Annotated in this window: 11 protein-coding genes; 10 read left to right on the forward strand and 1 reads right to left on the reverse strand. The window is 37.5% G+C overall.

What is annotated here, in order from left to right; translation table 11 throughout:
* Window position 1 precedes the first annotated feature (1 nt).
* A complete protein-coding gene (gene hrpB / locus AC0L5Q_RS10845) occupies window positions 2-2,662 on the reverse strand; it encodes an ATP-dependent helicase HrpB (protein WP_473607707.1) in 2,661 nt (886 codons plus the stop codon).
* Window positions 2,663-2,919: 257 nt separating this feature from the next.
* Between hrpB and AC0L5Q_RS10850 the strand changes: the two genes are divergently transcribed.
* The 10 genes from AC0L5Q_RS10850 to panB all read left to right on the forward strand — a co-directional run bounded on the left by AC0L5Q_RS10850 (window position 2,920) and on the right by panB (window position 14,632).
* The gene (locus AC0L5Q_RS10850; protein ID WP_473607712.1) at window positions 2,920-3,585 is read left to right on the forward strand and encodes an RNA polymerase sigma factor; all 666 of its coding nucleotides are present in this window, start codon (window positions 2,920-2,922) and stop codon (window positions 3,583-3,585) included.
* A gap of 19 nt (window positions 3,586-3,604) precedes the next feature.
* On the forward strand, window positions 3,605-4,657 hold the full coding sequence (locus tag AC0L5Q_RS10855; protein WP_473607715.1) for a FecR family protein: 1,053 nt from the start codon (window positions 3,605-3,607) through the stop codon (window positions 4,655-4,657).
* Window positions 4,658-4,894: 237 nt separating this feature from the next.
* Window positions 4,895-7,384 (forward strand): TonB-dependent receptor, encoded by a 2,490-nt coding sequence (locus AC0L5Q_RS10860; protein WP_473607720.1) that lies wholly within the window; start codon window positions 4,895-4,897, stop codon window positions 7,382-7,384.
* Between the two features lie 167 nt (window positions 7,385-7,551).
* Window positions 7,552-9,036, forward strand: a complete 1,485-nt coding sequence (locus tag AC0L5Q_RS10865; RefSeq protein ID WP_473607724.1) for a purple acid phosphatase family protein — start codon at window positions 7,552-7,554, stop codon at window positions 9,034-9,036.
* Window positions 9,037-9,292: 256 nt separating this feature from the next.
* Window positions 9,293-9,973, forward strand: coding sequence for a DNA/RNA nuclease SfsA (sfsA, locus tag AC0L5Q_RS10870; RefSeq protein WP_473607728.1), 681 nt, complete (start codon window positions 9,293-9,295; stop codon window positions 9,971-9,973).
* Between the two features lie 393 nt (window positions 9,974-10,366).
* On the forward strand, window positions 10,367-10,813 hold the full coding sequence (gene dksA, locus AC0L5Q_RS10875; protein ID WP_473607732.1) for an RNA polymerase-binding protein DksA: 447 nt from the start codon (window positions 10,367-10,369) through the stop codon (window positions 10,811-10,813).
* Between the two features lie 38 nt (window positions 10,814-10,851).
* Window positions 10,852-11,751 carry a tRNA glutamyl-Q(34) synthetase GluQRS gene (gluQRS, locus tag AC0L5Q_RS10880; protein ID WP_473607736.1) on the forward strand — a complete coding sequence of 300 codons (900 nt, stop codon included), beginning with the start codon at window positions 10,852-10,854 and terminating at the stop codon, window positions 11,749-11,751.
* A gap of 124 nt (window positions 11,752-11,875) precedes the next feature.
* Entirely contained in the window at window positions 11,876-13,303 is a 1,428-nt protein-coding gene (gene pcnB, locus AC0L5Q_RS10885) for a polynucleotide adenylyltransferase PcnB (protein ID WP_473618288.1), read from the forward strand.
* Window positions 13,304-13,795 carry a 2-amino-4-hydroxy-6-hydroxymethyldihydropteridine diphosphokinase gene (folK, locus tag AC0L5Q_RS10890; protein ID WP_473607739.1) on the forward strand — a complete coding sequence of 164 codons (492 nt, stop codon included), beginning with the start codon at window positions 13,304-13,306 and terminating at the stop codon, window positions 13,793-13,795.
* A 42-nt stretch (window positions 13,796-13,837) separates the two neighbouring features.
* A complete protein-coding gene (gene panB / locus AC0L5Q_RS10895; RefSeq protein ID WP_473607742.1) occupies window positions 13,838-14,632 on the forward strand; it encodes a 3-methyl-2-oxobutanoate hydroxymethyltransferase in 795 nt (264 codons plus the stop codon).
* Window position 14,633 lies beyond the last annotated feature (1 nt).

Raw genomic sequence — 14,633 nt, forward strand, 5'->3', positions numbered from 1 at the left:
CTTAGCTCAAATCTTCATCCTTCATCATGTGTCGTTTCGTTTGGCGTGTTGCCTTTGCATTCGCTGGGTCATCAGGCCAGAAATGGCGTGGATATTGCGATTTCATATCCTTTTGAACCGCCTTGTAACTCCCCTGCCAAAAAGCAGCTAAATCTTGAGTTACTTGAATAGGCCTTTTTGCTGGAGATAGAATTTCTAGCAATAGCGGAATACTATTCTGACCGCCTTGCTCGTTATTATCGGTGCCTATTGATGGCGTAACTGTTAAACCGTAAAGCTCTTGCATCGGCATAGACACAATGGGCGAACGCTCATCCGTATAGCGAATAGCACAACGCCTTTTTGTTGGGCCAATAAAATATTCAGGTGCGGCTTTCACTAAGGTTTGTTGCTGTTGATAGCTTAATAAGGATAAAAACATTTCAGAAAAGTCACATTTATCTAACTGTTTTTTACTTTTAATGTCGCCAACAAAAGGTAAAAACCAGGTATCTATATTTGCCAACAAATTAGCTTCATCACTACTTGGTAAATCTATCGCCTTACTGTGTAAAGTTAACCAACGCCATCTTAATAAAAGTGCTTGATCTTTCTCTTTTAAAGGCAAAAAACTTAAACCTTGTTTAGTTAATTCTTTTGCCCATAATTGCGCAACTAACTCGCTATTTAATTGTTCAGGGGAAGCTCGTTCATCAATCACTAAGGCGTTTATTTTAGTTAACTTTTGCGCTGTAATACGATCGACCTTGGCGTTGTAGGCCGTATCGATTTCAGTACTGGTTTGCACAATATTCCAATCGATAAGCTGTTCAATATCAACAGGTGCCGCAAGCTGGACTATTAACCCTTTTTGCCCAGCTCGAGATTCTCCAGTTCTCATTTGAACTTCGCTTACTTGAGCCGCAACAATATAAGTTTCTCCCAAGAGAGCATCGTCTTGATTTATAGTGATACCTTTTCCGGCTGTTGTTAGATACTCGCCTGTTTGCTGGTTGCTAGTCCCTTTGTTGCCGCTCTGGGTAATATCGTCATAACGATATTTAGCAACACGTTCAGGGTACGCTAAGGCAAGTAATACGCCAGTGTAATGAACGGGGAATTGGCTGCGTGCTTTTACGCTGCTACTAAATTTTTTAGCGAGTTGATCCGCTTGTTTAAATACTTGATGCGCAACATGACCACGAACTTTCTCATGTAATAACGCATCAATTCTATGGGTTAAATTACAATCAAAGCGACTTTGTTCGCGGGTAAATACATCTCGCTCTTCTAACAATACAGCAATTAAACACGCTAAAGATAATAGGCCTTTAACGCCATGCTTTTGTTCTAACGACTTTGCCATAATAATCATATGAGCAAAACGTGGATGAGATGCCACAACAGCAACCGCTTTACCGTGAGAAGTTAACTGATTTTGATCCGTAACAATATTTAACGAACGTAGCTCTTGCCAAGCTTGTTGTTCTTTAATTTCTGTGGGTAATTCAATTAGTGGTAAGTCAGATAGTTTAGTTACTCCCCAACGCGCAGCTTCAATTACAAAAGGTAATAAATCAGCCTGCTGAATTTCACTTTTACTGTTTTCATCGCGTCGGCTAAAGTCTTCTTGGCTGTATAAACGTAAACACTTACCTGCACTTAAACGCCCAGCACGGCCAGCTCGTTGTATAGCTGAAGCTTTTGAAATAACTTGTTGCTGTAATTTATTGGTTAAGGTTTTAGGATCATAAATGGCTGTTTTTTCGAAGCCACAATCAATCACTAAGGTTACACCTTCAATGGTTAAACTGGTTTCAGCAATATTAGTCGCCAATACCAATTTACGTTCGCCATTCGCTGATGGAGCAATCGCTTTTTGTTGTTCAGAGATAGAAAGCTCTCCATATAATGGACACAATTGAATAGCAGAATTGATGAGCTTATCGGCTAAGTTTTGACACAAGTATTTAATATCGGCAACACCCGGTAAAAACACAAGAATAGAACCATCATGTTCAACGGCTTGTTGTGCAATAACTTTTAAGGCATGTTCGCGCCATTGATTCGCTACTGAGTAATGTTGTTGTAAACGTTTTGAAGTTACATTGGGTACATACTCAACATCTACCGGAAAACTTCGTCCTTCACTCGCGAGTGTAATCGCATCAGGTAGCTTTTGTGTTAATGATTTAATCGCCAGCGTTGCCGACATAATTACTAGTTGTAAATCTTCTCTTAAAGCCTGCTGAACATCTCTTGCCAAAGCATAAGCGAGATCACCATGCAATGAACGCTCGTGAAACTCATCTAATATAACTAAACCACAATCACTCAGTTCAGCATCGTTTTGAATAATTTGCGTTAAAATACCTTCGGTTATCACTTCTAATCGTGTACTCCTGGAAACTTTCGATTCATTCTTTAATCGATAACCAATAGTTTGCCCTACAGGTTCGCCAATTTGCTGACTTAAATAACAGGCAATATTTTTAGCGGCGACGCGACGAGGCTGTAATAAATAGATTTTTTTATTTTTATATTGCGCTAACGACAACAACCACAAAGGCAAACGTGTTGATTTACCCGCACCAGGAGGAGCCGTTAATATCAAAGTATTATGTTGTTTTAAAGCAGAAAGAAATTCATCTTTAATCGCATCTATCGGAAAGTATTGGGTCATAAAAGTACAGCTAAAATAACGTTAAGGGCGTTATATCCTATTTAACCTAAGTTCTAGATAAGTCATTCTACCTGACATAGCCCTTAACGTCTTACATCTTGTTTAAGTAGAGCTTTAGATCATTTTTAATGACAAATTCTTGCTCATAATATTAAATTTTTATGAAACTTTATAATTTTAAGTTTGCTGTCATCTTAGTGTTGTGATCACTCGTTACTATTCGCCCGATTTTTCTAGTTGTTAGCGAGTGAATACCAATGAATAAAGTGGTACATAAAGCCCCATTGTTTTTTATTAATTCCTATTTGAAAGAATCAGCACCTAAATCAAATACAACTTATACACAAAATAACAATGTAACTCACCACCAAACTATCGATAAACTTTTTCGTAATCACTGGCGTGATGTTTGTCGCTTATTACATAAGTGTTATGGCTCAGGGCCACCTGAACCTGAAGATGTTGCCCAAGAAGCTTTTAGTCGATTTGCTCAAATGAAAGACACTTCTGAGGTACAAGATCCAAAAGCTTATATCATTAAAATAGCCATAAATATCACTTTAAAATCGATTGGCCAATTAACTAAGAATCGTAATTTTTTGGCTGAGCAACTTCAGCTCAATGAAGATCAGTTAGATGATGTGTGCCCTGAAACAATTTTACAAAATGAGCAACGCATTGCAGCTTTACAAAAAGGCACTGAGCAACTCACTGAAAAACAGCGCGATATTCTGATGCGAGTGCGTATTAAAGGACAAACCTATGTTCAAATATCTGCAGATACTGGCTGGAGCTTAGCCGATATTAGTCGTCAATTAAACTCAGCAATGGCAATTTTAGAAAGTGTCGATACCGATGCCCAATTTACACATACAAACACCAAAACACACTTAAACAAAACCAATTGTCGTACTGCCTACTAATTTCTTAAGAGTTGAATACATGAAGCAACAAAACCCAAACGCCAAAGGCGAACTAATTATTTTGCACCCTTCTAATAGTTCGACTAGTGATACGCCACAAGCACAAGCCAGAACTTGGTTAGCTTATTTTTATTCTGGTGATATAAGCCAAGAAAAACGTGAGCAATTTGTACAATGGCTAAACCACAAGAATGAAAATCGTCAAGCATTTAAACACTCACACCAAGTTTGGCAAACTATTGGCATGACAGACTCAGCTGTCGATTGGTTACAAAATCACGCAGATGAAGAGCAGGATCGAAGCAACAAAAACTTTTTCACTAAATCAGCCATGTATATTAGTGCTATGGCTTCATGTGTCGCGTTAATTGCAATATTCACTTTATTTCGTAATACCGCGCCCACCATCATTGCAACACCTGAAGTCGCATTTAACTCGCCCATTGGAGAAAACTCTTCATTCACTTTAGATGACGGCTCTAAAGTCACATTATCAGGTGGTTCCAGCATCCTTGTAGCCATTAACCAAGAAGAACGCAAAGTAAAACTGGAACAAGGCAGTGCTTATTTTGATGTAGCTCATGATCCATCACGCGTTTTTTCAGTAACCGCGCAGCAAACTCAAGTACGGGTAAGAGGAACCGCCTTTGAAGTTAAACAAGGAACGAATAACGCAATAAAAGTTTCAGTTGAGCGAGGTTTAGTGGACGTAGCTGATTTACCAGAGCAAGGAACAAAGGATGAACAAGTACAGCGCTTAACTGCTCATCAGCAAATACGGGCGAACATTCATGGCGAATTTACCTCTGCTGTTTCTCCCTTTGACCCTGAAGCTGAATTTTCTTGGTTAAACGAGCGCCTAATATACGATAACGTGCCATTACAAAGTGTCATCATGGATATTAATCGATACGCCAGTAAACCTGTGGTTATATTAAATGACAGTATTAATAACCTACCTATAACCGCTTCTTTTACTTTCAAGCAAATAGATCAAATGCTGGCTGGTTTAGCTGCCGCGTATTCAATTACCTTTATTGAAGAAGAAAATCGTAATGTGCTCACAAAGTAATCTATACATCTCAATTGTAAAAAAATTAACAAGCTTAATTTCGAGAAAAAATAATTTTATCGCTTTATTTTAGTTCAATAAATAAAACAAGGTAACAAACTGAATTTAAAAGATTTAAACAACAAAAAATGAACTATCAAATATTAAGCTTTTATTAAACAACCTATTTTCATGAAAAAAATTTTAACTCTATGACTCTTGTAGCGAACCCACATTAATTAACTTGGAAAATACAAAATGAAAACATTGAGTCGTTCTATCAAGTTCGCTTTATTTGGTGGAGCTGTTGCCACTTTGGCACCTGTTCATGTTCTAGCACAACAAACTGAAATCAATATTGCTATTCAGCCATTAGGCCAAGCATTAAATCAACTGTCTCAACAAACAGGTACAGTGATTATTGCACCGAGTCGTCTTGTTAGTAATAAACAAGCGGTTGCCACTACAGGTAAATTATCAACAATTAAAGCAGTTGAACAATTATTACAAGGTAGCGGATTAAAAGCTCACGAAGAGCCAAGCGGTGCCATTGTTATTAAAAAAATAGAAACAAGTTCGTTAACACAAAATAAGCGCGCTCCAAACTATCAAGCACCAATGGATGAGATTGTAGTAACCGCATTAAAACGAGACAGTAGTTTACAAGACGCACCTGTAGCAATTTCAGTATTAGGTGGTGAAGAGTTAAAAGCCCAAGGTGTTACAGATTTTACAGACTTGATTGATAGCTTGTCGGGCATTTCAATCAACTCAGCTTTTGGTGGCCCTGAAAACAGCTTTATTACCATTCGTGGTATTGGTGGAGCAGACGATTATAAACCCAATGGTAATCCTTCAGTTGCTTTACATGTAGATGGTATTTACCAAACATCTAACGCTTATTTAAGCATGCCACTTTTTGATTTAGCGCGTATCGAAGTATTAAAAGGTCCTCAAGGAACACTTTATGGACGCAATACAACAGCGGGCTCAATTAACGCTATAACAAACGCTCCAGGTGAGGAAGTTAATGGTTATGCTGATATTGAATATGGTTCTTACGATTACGTATCAGGAAGCGCAGCCATTGGCGGACCAGTATCTGACAACTTAGGTATTCGTGTTGCTGTTTTAATGAAGCAAGGCGGTGGGTTTATGGACGGAGCAGGTGCCGGTAACTTTGCTGGTTTTGTTCCTGAAGGTGGTGAAGGAATCGTTCCTCCGGTAGCAGATCCAGGTAAACGTGATGGCTTTGGCGATGCTGATTTATTCGCTTTTAGAGGTACAGCGGTTTATGACTTTGATGATGTAACCTCGTTAACGCTTCATTATTTTTCTAGCCAAGACCGTGGCGATACTCGCCAGTACGACCGTATTGCTTTTAGTGAAGATAACCCATCACGCAACGCAGGTGAAAACAACGACCCATACGAGTTTTATACTAGCGAATATTACTCACACGAAATTGATGTAAGTGGTTTTTCTGGTGACTTTAGCCGCCAGCTTAATCCTAATTTAAACCTAGATGTATTATTTGCTATGCAGAGTAGTGAACGCAATGTAAGTGGAAATGGTGACGGTACTTCGTTCCCTCGATACCAATACAATTTCGACGACAAACTCGACCAAAAGTCATTAGAAATTCGTTTAAGTGATGCAACCGGTGGTGATTTTGACTGGATAGCCGGAGCATTTTTTATTAGTGATTCAGTAGACTTTACCAGCAACTGGACAAGCTACGCTGTATTGTCGGAATATAGCTCTCCTTATAATCAACGTCGAGGCAGTGTTGCTACTTTTGCCAATGTAGATTGGAACATATCAAACGACTTAGTGATTAGCGGTGGTTTACGTTATACCAAAGACACAGCTAAATTCAGCGGTAAAAATATTGACTCAGATCCTTGGGGATTATCTAAATTTGAATCAACATTTAATACTCAAGCCAATTTTTCATGGGATCGTGAGTTTGATGACAGCAACGTTTCAGGAAAACTAGCTGTTCAGTACTTCTTAAACGATAACTTAAACGTATTTGCGTCAGTAAGTACTGCATATCGTGGTGGCGGATTCGATGGCACCTCTATCTTCTCAGAAGAAGAAACTTACTCTTTTGATTCTGAAGAAGTACTCGCTTATGAAGCTGGCTTACGTTACGTCACTGAAAACCTGAATCTAACATTCGACGTATTCTCTTATGATTTTGAAGAGCTACAAGCAACAGCTCGTTTAGCAAATGATACTAACGGTAGAACCAATGTTGGTGAAGCCACAGTTCAAGGTGCTGAAGCTTCAATCGCTGTAACCTTGCTAGAAACTAACAATCATAAAATAAGCTTAAATACCGCGGGTACATACCTAGATACTGAAATCACCGAATTTAGCTCAAACCGAGTGAATGATGTGATTAATACCATAGGTGATCCGTTACCAGGTTCGCCTGAATGGAGTCAAACAGCATCACTTAGCTACCAAACATCGTTAGCTAACAATACGCTAGTTGATGCCCGCCTTAACTATAGCTATCACGGTAAAGAGTCAAATCGTTTAAATGCAGGTGAAGGTAACACAGCACCTTCATACTCATTATTAGGTTTACGAGTAGATGTAACCTTTAACAATGGTTTGAATGTATATGCTTATGGTCGCAATATTACTGACGAAGTTTATTTTCTTGAACTAAACGATGGTGCTCGCTTAGTTGGCGCACCAGCTACATTTGGTGGCGGAGTAAGTTACGCGTTTTAAGTCATATAAAACAAACTAGGCACAACTTTAAAGTGCCTAGTTTTACCTTTTCATTACCCATGAAACTGCATTTAATTTAAGAATGCCAATTCAATGAAGTGGGAATGTAATATTTAAGATCTACATTGCTTATCTAGATCTTAACTTTTAACGTTTAGGAAATACCAATGAAAACATTTTGGATAATCTCTACATATCTACTTGTTATCTTTTCAGCTACGGTTCATAGCCATTCAGAAAAAGCAGCTATCACCCCATATTTTGATGCTTCTTCTTGGCCTGATCGCATCGTAGTTACAGCCACTGAAACACCCTACAATAGTTTTTCAGTTACTTGGCGAACAGACACTAGTGTAAATGAGCCTCTAGCTGAAATTGTAAAAAATACCGCTGATGCTCGCTTTGATATTAATGCGCAGTCATTTACTGCAAATACGGAAAACACACCACTACGTTATGGCTTCAATAAGCCTCAAACGACAAAATTTAGTTATCCTGCCAATGCAGAACTCAATCCTGTTAACTATCACTCCATAACCTTTAAAGGGTTAGAACCCGATACAGAATATAATTATCGCGTCAGTGGTAAGTCTGGCCACTGGTCTCCTTGGCAAAGAATAAAAACTTCCGCTGAAACACCAAGCGATGACTTTGAATTTCTCTATTTTGGCGATGCCCAAAACGGTATTTATTCGCACTGGCCTCTGGTATTAAAACGCGCTTGGCAACAATCTCCAAAAGCTGAATTTGCCATATACGCAGGCGATTTAGTTAACGAGGGAGCTAACGATCATCAATGGTCGAATTGGTTTAATGCCGGTCAATTTATTCATAGCATGTTACCGGCTATTGTCGTTCCGGGTAATCATGAATACGACTGGAAGATACAAAACAATAATGAAAAACAGTGGGCGCTTTCTGACCTTTGGCAAAAACAGTTTACTCTACCAGCAGTTGCCACTTTACCTATCGAATTGTCTGAAACCGTTTATAGCGCTAGCTACCCTGATTTAGATATTTTTGTTGTAGATTCAGAAGCTTTAGGTAGCCAAGAATTATTACAAGCACAGGCCAAATGGCTTGATGAAAAATTACAAAGCAGCAAAGCTAAGTGGCATATAGTAACTATGCACCACCCCATTTTTTCAAATTGCGGTATGCCTTTAAATACTGCAGGCCAAGATGAACCGGAAATTAGAAACGCCTTTTTACCCGTTTTGCTCAAACATAATGTCGATTTAGTATTACAAGGTCATGATCATAGCTATTCAAGAGGCAGCATAGGCACTAATAAAGACATAAATCTGATCGCTAGTCCTAATACAGCGAAAAAAGTAAAGTCGGTATTTATCACTTCGATAGCAGGGCCTAAAACCTATCCGCAAAAATTGACTCTTTGGCAAGAATACAAAAAGTATGGGGTAACTCTAGAAAGAACCGGAGAAAATACACCTACATATCAAGTTATTAAAAAAACAAAGAATCAACTGATTTATCAATCCTTTACAACAGACGGAAAACTATACGACAGTTTTAAGCTAAAGAAAAATGGCACAGGAGAAAAAACCTTAAAGGTTGAAGATAACTTACCGGAACAACGCACTTTTAAAAATACCGGTACTTATCAAAGTCATCATGATTTAGGAGAATAATGTAGCGAAATGATCATGATAGGTAGAAATTCATAATTCTAAAATTTTAACAATCGACTCAATTGGTTAACCTCTCACGACAAACTCATTACTTAGCATACTATGTGATTTCAAAGGTTAACCTATGAGCTTAAAGCTAGATCAATATTCAGCTTTGACTTCAATAAATTTCCCCATCAATAATCTAGATAAAAACTTTCATTACCATGGCCCTTAAGGCAGAATCGTTAACCTCTTTCAGTAAGCATCAAAAAATATGACCCAAAAAATATCATTACGTAAAGCCACATTAATTAAACGTTATAAGCGTTTTCTTGCTGATGTAATTTTAGAAAACGGTGAAGAAACTACCATGCATGTTGCAAATACAGGCGCTATGAGCGGTTGTGGTAGCCCAGGTGATACTGTTTGGTATAGCACGTCTGAAAACAAAAAAAGAAAATATCCCTTTAGCTGGGAGTTAACAGAAAAAGCTAATGGCGATCTTATATGCGTTAACACTCACCAAGCCAATGTGTTTGTACAGACAGCCATAGAAAAAAATGAGATCCCAGCTTTAGTTGGCTTTTCAGCGCTAAAAAGAGAAGTAAAATACGGCGAAGAAAACAGTAAAATTGATATTTTATTAACTTACACAGACAAACCTGATCACTACGTTGAAATAAAAAGCGCAACCCTATTAGAAGATGGGCAAGGTTATTTTCCCGATACTACAACAGTGCGCGGACAAAAACACTTAACAGAGCTAACAACAGTTGCAGCAAACGGTGAAAGAGCTGTTCTTATTTTTGCGGTAATGCATTCAGGTATCAAATCGGTGTTACCGGCAAAACACCTAGATGCAAAATATGCTGAGTTATTTGAACAAGCTAAACACAATGGCGTAACAATAATTGAATATCATGTACCTTTACTTGATTTTTATGAGTTTAATTAAGCTAATATCCCAAAAACACAAGATATTTACGATTAAATAAATAACAACATAGTGAATATTATTAGAATTTTTGAATAAACATCAAATTTCGTTTAAACCCCGTTTATATGGTATAAAAGGTGAAAAAGATTGACTCTGCACAGTAAAGGCTGCTACAAGGTCATGTTAAAAATTAGCTACAAGTATACAGTTTTCAACTTTTCTACCTTAAGTGTTTGATTAAATAAAATTATTTTTATTTTTTAGATAAAAACCTTGTTTTTACGCAAGTGAAACACCATATAGTTGGGATATTTAATGCCTACGAATAGGCAGTAATAATTTAAGTTGTTGTGAACTAATGCAAGTATTATTCACTTCAATATAAAGTTAAGTCGCATTAGGAGATAAAGCATGCCAAACAGCGCAAATAAAGCATTAGGAATTCTGGCATTAGCTGGCGTAAAGCCATACCAAGAAGAACCTAACGAAGAGTACATGGGTACGCCCCAACTTAAGCATTTTAAATTAATTTTAGAAGCTTGGCGTTCTCAATTGCGTCAAGAGGTCGATCGTACCGTTACTCACATGCAAGATGAAGCTGCGAACTTCCCTGATCCTGTAGATCGCGCAGCTCAAGAAGAAGAATTCAGTTTAGAACTACGTACACGTGACCGTGAACGTAAGCTTATTAAAAAAATTGAAAAAACATTACAACTAATTGAAGAAGACGATTTTGGTTTTTGTAAATCTTGTGGTATTGAGATTGGCATTCGCCGTTTAGAAGCTCGTCCTACTGCTGATTTATGTATTGAATGTAAAACCCTTCAAGAAATAAAAGAACGTCAAATGGCAGGCTAATCCCTGCTTAATTACTTGAAATATAGTTTGGTTTACTTATGGTAAATCTTGACAATAAACGACCACAGTCATTATATCGTGGTCGTTTTGCTCCTTCCCCCTCTGGTTTACTTCATTTTGGTTCTTTAGTTACTGCTCTTGCGAGTTATTTAGACGCAAAACATAATAACGGCACTTGGCTTGTACGTATTGAAGATATTGATCCACCAAGAGAATTGGCAGGTGCGAGTAGTGAAATTTTAAAAACCCTCGAGTCTTATGGATTACATTGGGACGAGAGTGTTTTATATCAAAGCCAACAAACACAAATTTATCATCAAACCCTAAACCAACTCGCAAAAAATCAACTTATTTATTACTGCCAATGTACTCGAGCACAAATTAAAAAGTTTGGCGGAATATATCCTTCAATTTGTAAAACCTTAAATTTACCTTCATTGAATAATGCCACTCGTCTTATAAACAATGCAGGTGTTTATGAATTTAACGATACAATTCAAGGTTTAATTACTGGCGATAAAAAAGTTGCGGCAGAAGATTTTACATTAGTAAGAAAAGACGGCTTATTTGCTTATCAATTAGCCGTAGTGGTTGACGACATTTTTCAAAACATTACCCATGTAGTAAGAGGCTGTGATTTATTAGAGCCCACTTTACGGCAATTAAGTTTTTTCGAAATATTAAATACTCAGGCGCCTATTTATAGTCATATTCCATTAGCGGTAACTAAAGAAGGCTATAAATTAAGTAAACAAAATAAAGCTCCAGCGATTAACAATCAAAAACCTCAACCCGCACTAATTTCCGCATTGCATTATTTAGGGCAAAATCCACCTGAAGAACTTAGGTTTGAATCAGTAGAAAACATTATAAGTTGGGCAATAAGTCATTGGTCGATGAGTAAAATCACCCAAAAGCAAGAAATAGTTATACAATAAGCGACTGAATGTTGGAAAATACACTGTTTTCATTCTATTTTTAAACACTGTGTTATATCATTAGCACTATAATCAAGAACTCAAATTTAATTATTTCCTTTATCCACTTTCTAAGGCCTGCACTATCAAAAGCGTTATCAATTTATGCAAACGAGTACTTAAAAAAAGTACGACTAAAAAATCTAAAACACCGCAAATAACAAAGCCGGTAGTATTAACGAGAGATCAGCATCCGGTATCACGCAAGCTGATGAGTACTAATGCCCTAAAGGTTCTGTATAGATTAAATAGTGGTGGTTACGATGCATACCTAGTCGGTGGTGGTGTTCGCGACATATTATTAGGTGTTATTCCAAAAGATTTCGATATTGTCACTAATGCTACGCCTGAAGAAATTAAGGGGTTATTTAGAAACTGTCGTTTGATCGGTCGTCGATTTAGATTAGCTCACATTGTTTTTGGCCGTGAAATTATAGAAGTTGCCACTTTTAGAGGACATCACGATTCGACTAAAGACGACAAAGCTTCCAAAGTGTCTAAGCAAAGTGACGAAGGTATGCTGCTTCGCGATAATATTTACGGTTCTATTGATGAAGATGCAGAGCGTAGAGATTTCACTATAAACGCACTTTATTATTCTGCTAAAGACTTTACCGTTCACGACTTTGCCAATGGTATTGCGGATATAAACGCGAAACAAATTAGATTAATTGGCGATCCAGAAACACGCTACCGAGAAGATCCGGTTCGCATGTTAAGAGCAATACGTTTTGCTACAAAACTTAATATGGAAATAAGTGCTGAAACGAAAGCGCCTATAAAAGCATTAGGTTCATTATTAGACAATATTCCTCCGGCTAGAATGTTTGAAGAGTTTTTAAAATTATTCATGTCAGGTAAAGCCGAAGCAAACTTCGAACTTTTGAGAGAATATGATTTATTTCAATATTTTTTCCCGTTAGTTGATCAAATACTGAATCAAAACTCTGAACCTTATTTATACCCGTTTATCAAGCAAGCATTAAAGAACACAGATAAACGCGTTAATAACGACCAAAGAGTTACCCCTGCATTTTTATTTGCAGCCATGCTTTGGTATCCATTACAAAAGCAAATAAAACAATTAAATGCAACCGCACAACTTACTCCACAAGATGCCTTTTTTGCTTGTATGAGCGAGATTATGGCTGAGCAACAACGTAGCATTGCTATACCTAAACGCTTCCAAGCAGTAATGAAAGATATTTTAATCCTGCAAGATAAGTTGTCTCGTAGAGAAGGCAAAAAGGCTTATAAAACTTTTGAACACCTTAAGTTTAGAGCCGGATACGACTTTTTAGTTTTACGTGCAGAAATAGAAGCAGCAAATTTAGATAAGTCGAATGGCCTGTCTGACTTAGAAGAATTAGCAAAATGGTGGACAGACTTTCAGGTTACTCCTCCAGAAACAAGAGAGCTGATGATAAAAAGCGTTATACATAACCGTTCAACGGCTAAGCGTTCACCTAGAAAAAAACGTAAACCTAGAATTAAAACAACAGAAAACTCATAAATGGTTACAGTTTACATTGGCTTAGGCAGTAATTTAGAAAACCCTAAGCAGCAAATTATAAATGCAGTAAAAGCAATAAAATCGATAGAAAGCACGGTGATGTCGGGTATTTCCTCTCTTTATTATAGTCGTCCTATGGGTCCTCAAGATCAACCTGATTATATGAATGCCGTTGCTGAGTTAACCACCACATTATCTCCACTTGCTTTACTTGATGAGCTTCAAAAAATTGAAAACCAAGCAGGCCGTGTAAGAAAGGATGATCGATGGGGACCACGTATTTTAGACCTCGACATACTTTTATTTGGTAATAGCATAATAGATTCAGAACGATTAACTGTTCCTCATTACGGACTAAAAAATAGAGAATTTGTACTATTACCTCTTCACGAAATAGCCCCAAAACTATGTCTTCCTGACGGCGACAGTATTGAAAATCTGAGCCAGAACATTCCTGCAAACGGGCTAAAAATCCATAGTCAATTAAGCTAATATTGTCTTAATTGTTCACTACTTATTTTACTGGAAAATCTTATGGCTAAGATCACAACTTCAACCTTGATCAAAATGAAACAGCAAGGCGAAAAAATTTCAACAATTACCGCTTACGATGCAAGTTTTGCTAAATTATTTGACCAAGCAGGTATTCACGCTATTTTAATAGGTGACTCACTAGGCATGGTTTTACAAGGCGAAGACGATACTCTACCGGTAAGCATTGACGATATGGCCTACCATACTAAATGTGTGCGTAATGGCGTTGAAAACACGCTTGTTATTGCCGACATGCCCTTTATGAGTTACGCCACAACCGAGCAAACTTATATAAACGCAACTAAACTTATGCAAGCGGGTGCTAGCATGGTTAAAATTGAAGGCGGAAGCTGGTTAGTTGACACCATTAAAGGTTTAGTTGAACGTGGTATTCCTGTTTGTGCTCATTTAGGCTTAACACCTCAATCAGTGAACGTGTTCGGTGGCTTTAGAGTACAAGGTCGTGATAAAACAAAAGCATTAGAAATGATTGAACACGCCAAACAATTAGAACAGGCAGGTGCGCAATTATTAGTATTAGAATGTATACCTGACAGCTTAGGTAAAGCGATTACGGAAGCCGTTACTATTCCAACTATAGGCATTGGCGCTGGTAAAGGTACTGATGGACAAATACTGGTAATGCACGATGCTTTAGGAATCTCATGTAGTTATATGCCTAAATTTTCGAGAAACTTTTTAATCGATACTGGCGACATAAAGAAAGCGATAGAGCTTTATATTAAAGAAGTATCTTTAGGTAACTTCCCTGGTCAAGAACACATTTTCGAATAGT

The organism is Pseudocolwellia sp. G5-9, from assembly GCF_055808995.1.

Bases quoted from the DNA above. Each gene is read 5' to 3' on its own strand.
- hrpB (WP_473607707.1), bottom strand. From the start codon at position 2,662: ATGACCCAATACTTTCCGATAGATGCGATTAAAGATGAATTTCTTTCT.
- AC0L5Q_RS10850 (WP_473607712.1), top strand. From the start codon at position 2,920: ATGAATAAAGTGGTACATAAAGCCCCATTGTTTTTTATTAATTCCTAT.
- AC0L5Q_RS10855 (WP_473607715.1), top strand. From the start codon at position 3,605: ATGAAGCAACAAAACCCAAACGCCAAAGGCGAACTAATTATTTTGCAC.
- AC0L5Q_RS10860 (WP_473607720.1), top strand. From the start codon at position 4,895: ATGAAAACATTGAGTCGTTCTATCAAGTTCGCTTTATTTGGTGGAGCT.
- AC0L5Q_RS10865 (WP_473607724.1), top strand. From the start codon at position 7,552: ATGAAAACATTTTGGATAATCTCTACATATCTACTTGTTATCTTTTCA.
- sfsA (WP_473607728.1), top strand. From the start codon at position 9,293: ATGACCCAAAAAATATCATTACGTAAAGCCACATTAATTAAACGTTAT.
- dksA (WP_473607732.1), top strand. From the start codon at position 10,367: ATGCCAAACAGCGCAAATAAAGCATTAGGAATTCTGGCATTAGCTGGC.
- gluQRS (WP_473607736.1), top strand. From the start codon at position 10,852: ATGGTAAATCTTGACAATAAACGACCACAGTCATTATATCGTGGTCGT.
- folK (WP_473607739.1), top strand. From the start codon at position 13,304: ATGGTTACAGTTTACATTGGCTTAGGCAGTAATTTAGAAAACCCTAAG.
- panB (WP_473607742.1), top strand. From the start codon at position 13,838: ATGGCTAAGATCACAACTTCAACCTTGATCAAAATGAAACAGCAAGGC.